6 protein-coding genes are annotated in these 5163 nt (G+C 59.7%); 4 read left to right on the forward strand and 2 right to left on the reverse strand.

Going from position 1 to position 5163, the window contains the following annotated elements; all coding sequences use genetic code 11:
* Positions 1-297, forward strand: a 297-nt coding sequence (locus ABJQ89_RS01045; RefSeq protein ID WP_348494425.1) for a peptidoglycan-binding protein, incomplete at its 5' end; no start/stop codon positions are given.
* 8 nt (positions 298-305) lie between these two features.
* On the opposite strand, the gene ABJQ89_RS01050 is transcribed toward ABJQ89_RS01045, so the two are convergent.
* Complete coding sequence (locus ABJQ89_RS01050) at positions 306-1007, reverse strand: ABC transporter ATP-binding protein (protein WP_348494426.1); 702 nt, start codon at positions 1005-1007, stop codon at positions 306-308.
* Between the two features lies 1 nt (position 1008).
* Entirely contained in the window at positions 1009-1713 is a 705-nt protein-coding gene (locus ABJQ89_RS01055) for an ABC transporter permease (RefSeq protein WP_348494427.1), read from the reverse strand.
* A 175-nt stretch (positions 1714-1888) separates the two neighbouring features.
* Here ABJQ89_RS01055 and ABJQ89_RS01060 point away from each other — a divergent pair, with 175 nt between their 5' ends.
* The 3 genes from ABJQ89_RS01060 to ABJQ89_RS01070 all read left to right on the forward strand — a co-directional run.
* Complete coding sequence (locus tag ABJQ89_RS01060) at positions 1889-2455, forward strand: hypothetical protein (protein WP_348494428.1); 567 nt, start codon at positions 1889-1891, stop codon at positions 2453-2455.
* Positions 2397-3881: a DNA polymerase Y family protein gene (locus ABJQ89_RS01065; RefSeq protein ID WP_348494429.1), complete on the forward strand. Its 1485-nt coding sequence runs from the start codon at positions 2397-2399 to the stop codon at positions 3879-3881. The genes ABJQ89_RS01060 and ABJQ89_RS01065 overlap by 59 nt, the downstream gene beginning before the upstream one ends.
* A partial coding sequence (locus ABJQ89_RS01070) for a PHP domain-containing protein (protein ID WP_348494430.1) occupies positions 3878-5163 on the forward strand: 1286 nt, incomplete at its 3' end. The genes ABJQ89_RS01065 and ABJQ89_RS01070, both read left to right, overlap by 4 nt.

A 5163-nucleotide genomic window follows, 5' to 3' on the forward strand; every position in this document is an offset into this window, starting at 1 on the left:
TTCCGCGCCATCAAACGCTACAACAATTCAGATGCCTACGCGATTGGCGTCGGGCATCTGTCTGACCGCATCGCTGGCGGCGGCCCGCTGCGCGGCAAGTTCCCACCAGATGCCAATGGGTTGACCAAAGACGACCGCGTCTTGCTGCAAAAGCGCCTCACCGCGCGCCGTTTTGATACGGGCGGTGCAGATGGCGTGCTTGGCCCGAAAAGCCAAGCGGCAATCAGCGGCTATCAACAAAGCAAGGGCCTGCCCGCAACGGGCGTTCCATCCCAAGAACTGCTCCGCAGTCTCTAACATCTAGATCAATCAAGGATATCTCCTTGTAAGAAACGACGCGCCTCTGCTGTTTGCGGCGCGTCAAAGAACGTTCGCGCAGGCCCCGCTTCATGCACAGCGCCACTGAGCAGAAACACCACATCGCTGGCCAAACGTTTAGCCTGCCCCAAGTCATGCGTCGTCATAATAATACTGGTCCCGCGCGCATTGGCCGCTTGCAAAAGCGCCTCAATCTCGCGCGTGGAGCGCCCGTCTAGATTGGCGCAAGGTTCATCCAGAAACAGAACATCAGGCTCACGGATCAGTGCCCGTGCAAGCGCCAGCTTTTGCTTTTCCCCACCCGACAGACGTGGCGCGTGACGCTCTAAAGCATCCTCCAGACCAATGCGCCCTGCCCAATCGTGCACCTTGCGTTCAATTACGTCTTTTGGTGTTTTGATCAGTTGCAAAGGATAAGTCAAATTCGCGCGCACGGATCGGCGCAGCATGATCGGGCTTTGAAACACATAGGCCTGCTCTTGGCGCGCATCTTTATCCGTTCCTGCAAGGGTCAAACGACCACCTGACATGCGCTCCACACCATGCAGCATCCGCAACAACGTGGTTTTCCCAGCGCCATTCGGCCCCAAAACAATCGTGAATTTCCCAGCCTCCAAAGCCAGATCAACAGGCCCCAAGATCACCTTGCCCCGTCGCCGCACCAGCGCATTTTCTAATGACAACATCATGTTACCACCTGCCCTCTCGCTCGGTCCGCGATAGGGTGTGAATCAGGACATTCACCGCCAAGGCCAGCGCGATCAGCACAAAGCCAAGCCCAAGCGCCAAGGCGAAATCGCCCTTGCCCGTCTCCAGCGCAATCGCCGTCGTTAGAACGCGCGTCGCATGATCAATGTTGCCACCCACAATCATAATCGCACCCACCTCGCCAATCGCGCGGCCAAATCCAGCCAAAGCAGCGGTCAAAAGCGCGCGCCGCCCATCCCAGATCAGCGTCGCAATGCGTTGCCGTTTGCTCGTATTCAGCGAAATCAACAGATCATGATATTCCGCCCACAACTCGCGCATCGCCTGATGTGTGATCGAGGCAATGAGCGGCGTGATGATAATCACCTGCGCAATGATCATCGCGCTTGGCGTGAAGAGCAAACCAAACACCCCAAACGGCCCCGACCGGCTGAGCAACAGATAAACGATGAGCCCGACGACCACGGGCGGCAATCCCATCAAAGCGTTCAGAACCGCAATCGCCGTGCGTCGATGGCGAAACCGCTGCACCGCCAGCCACGTCCCAAACGGCAACGCAATCAGGGAGGCGATTATCAAGGCCGACAGGCTCACATGGAGCGAGCGCAACGTGATCTCCATCAGATCGGGATCAAGCGTGACGATCAGCCAGAATGCGGCCTCAAGTCCGGCCCAAATATCTGTCATAAAGACCCCTCTGGCGGATCAAGCTTGGTTCATCGGGTGCAGTCCCTTGAAACCTATCAATCATCAAAACCACGCCAGCACCATCGAATTTACGTCGTGATCTTCTTAATAGGCGACGAACTGGCTGAATGTTCATGATTTGATCCCGCCTCGAAATCACGGTAAATATCTCGCTATGACGCCAGACTTTTCCAATTCCTTCCCCCTGCGCGCGGCCCGTGTGCATGAGGTTTGCGGCGCAAGTGCCGCCAGCCTTGCCGTGGTCTGCGCCGCGCAAGCGAAGGGACCTGTGCTTTGGATTCGCGATGCGTGGCGTCCAGAAACGCTCAACCCTTTAGGCATCAGCCCCTTCTTTGATCCCGCCAAGCTGTTGATCGCGCAGGTGAAAGATCAGACCGAGGGCCTCGCCGTCGCCGAAGAAGCCCTGCGCGATGGGTCAACCCCGCTGGTCGTTCTGGAGATCAGCCAACCCTTGGGTCTCATTCACGGGCGCCGCCTGCAACTCTCTGCAAAAGCAGGGAAATCCACGGGTCTTTGCCTCATCCCCGATGGCATGGGCAGCAATGCCGCCGAATCCCGTTGGCGCTGCGTGCCGATTTATGACGTCTTCAGCGCCTCTGCGGACTCGACTCTGCAACGTTGGGAGCTTATTAAGAACAAATCAGGAACATTAGGATCGTGGCATGTTCGATGGGATGCAGCGTCGCGTCGTCTCAATTTGGTTTCCGCGACTGGCGAGTGACCGCGCGTTGCGCCTGCGCCCTCTGGAGGGCCCCTTCGCGCTGACCCTACATCAGGGCAATACCAACCGGATTTACTGCCTAAACCGCGCCGCAGAACAACAGGGCCTCAGTCGCGGCATGCCCTTCTCAGACGCCCGCGCCTTTTGCCCCGATCTGCAAAGTCGCCCTTCACGACCAAATGAGGACCGCCAATTCCAACTGGCCCTGCGTCGCTGGGCCCTGCGCTATTGCCCTTGGGTGGGTCTAGAGGACGATGACGGTCTCGTGCTCGATATCTCCGGCGCGGCGCATTTGTTTGGTGGTGAGGCTGAGTTGCTCATGGATATGCGCCAAAGCCTGTCGCGTGCGGGCATTTCCGCCGCCATCGGACTGGGCGACAGTCGCGGCGCGGCTTGGGCCTTGGCACACTACGGTGAAGGGCGCGCAGAGGTGGGGCAAGCTTTGGATGCACTGCAAGAGCTACCCGTCGCCGCCCTACGCCTTGAGGAAAAGACCGTCACCGCCCTTGGGCGTCTCGGGCTGCGTAGCATCAGCGATCTGGCAAACGCCGCCCGCGCGCCCCTGACCCGCCGTTTTGGCACAGATCTTCTGATGCGTCTGGATCAGGCGCTTGGCCAACAACCTGAACAGATCACCCCGCTCAAAGATCCACCCCACTACGGCGTGCGCATGACCCTGCCCGAACCGATTGGCCACAGCAGCGATGTTATGGCGGGCACCGAACGGCTGCTCACCCAGCTCTGCGCCAAGTTGCACGCGCAGGAAACGGGCGCGCGCGTGCTCTGCCTCACCCTGCGGCGCGTCGATCAGGACAACCAACAGGTCGAACTCCGCCTCGCCCGCCCCATGCGCGATGCAAAACGCATTTTGCCCCTGTTTGAGCGCGGATTTGGCGATGTTGATGCCGGTTATGGCATCGACCAACTGCGCCTTGAGGCGGTGCAGGTCGAGCCGATGCCTGTGCAGCAACTCAGCCATGTCTCTACAGGTGGCAAGGACCGCCTCGACGATCTGATCACGCGCATCGGCACCCGCATCGGGCTGGAAAACATACAGCGCTTCCTCCCCGCCGACAGCCATATTCCCGAGCGCAGCTACATCATCGCGCCCGCAGCATTTTCTGTGCCAAATAGCGGATGGGCAACCATACGCTCCCGTCCGTTACACATTTTCCCGCCCAATCCCCTGCTCGGATCACACGACATCCCAACACCGCCAAAACACTTCCGCTGGCGGCGCATGTCCTTCTCAACCGCGCGTGCCACGGGGCCAGAACGCATCGCGCCAGAATGGTGGCTTGAGGATGACAGCTGGCGCAGCGGCGTGCGCGATTACTGGTGCATTGAAACGCGGCAAGGGCGTCGTCTTTGGCTCTTTTTCACACCGCAAAGCCCAAGCTGGTATGTCCATGGTGAATTCGCATGAGTTACGCTGAACTCTGTACTACCACCAATTTCACCTTCCTGCGCGGGGCGTCTCACCCAGAGGAAATGGTCACGCGCGCCGCTGAACTTGGCCTGCAAGCCATCGCCATCACCGACCGCAATTCTCTGGCTGGCGTGGTGCGTGCCTATGCGGCCCTGAAGGAACTCAAACGCGCCAATGAGGATACCATACGCATCCGTTCGGAAACGCAACTCGATCACTCCTCACGGCAAGAGACTGGCACGCCAAAGCACATCACCCGCCCCCACATTCAACATCTTCCCAAGCTCATCGTCGGCGCGCGCCTTGTGCTGCGCAGCAGCCATGTGGATTGGATCGCGCTCCCCAAAGATCGCGCCGCCTATAGCCGTCTCACCCGCCTTTTGACCCTTGGAAAACGACGCGCGGAAAAGGGGCAATGCCACCTCGACCTGCCCGACTTGCTGCAAGGCTGCGCAGGCATGATCCTCATCGCGCTGCCCAAAGGCCCGCTGCGCAAAACCGCCGCTGATATTGAGCGCATGCAGCGCCAATTTCCCAGCCATGTCTTCCTTGGCGCAGCCCCGCGTTATGATGGCTCCGATCAGGCCTATCTCGCCGCTTGCGCCCGTCTCGCCCTGCGCACCTCTGCGCCTATGGTCGCTGTCGGTGATCCGCTCATGCACCACGGCGCGCGCCGCCAATTGGCCGATGTGCTCACCTGCATGCGCGAACATATCACCATCGACCGCATCGGCATCCGCGCGCTTCCCAACGCCGAACGCCGCCTCAAAGGCTACACCGACATGGCCCGTGTCTTTCGCGATCACCCCGCTGCTTTGCGCCGCTCACTCGAAATCGCCGCGCGCTGTAGCTTTTGCCTGAGCGAGCTGTCCTACGAGTACCCCGATGAAATTTCCGAAGGCGAGCAGCCCCAAGCCCGCCTCACCCGCCTTGCCTATGAGGGGTTAGAGCGGCGCTATCCTCACGGCGCGACGGACAAGGCCAAAGCGCAAGTCGCCAAAGAGCTCTCGCTCGTCAAAGCCCTGAATTTCCCGGCCTATTTCCTTACCGTGCATGACATCGTGCAGTTCGCGCGCTCCCAAGGAATCCTCTGCCAAGGGCGCGGATCGGCGGCAAATTCGATCCTCTGCTATCTGCTCGGCATCACAGATGTCAGCCCCGAGGTGATCACCATGGTCGTTGAACGGTTCGTCTCTGAGCATCGGGGCGAGCCGCCAGATATCGACGTCGACTTTGAGCATGAACGCCGCGAAGAGGTGATCCAGCACATCTATGAAAA

Origin of the sequence: Planktotalea sp. (assembly GCF_039984035.1) — a bacterium.
Classification (GTDB): Bacteria; Pseudomonadota; Alphaproteobacteria; order Rhodobacterales; family Rhodobacteraceae; genus Planktotalea.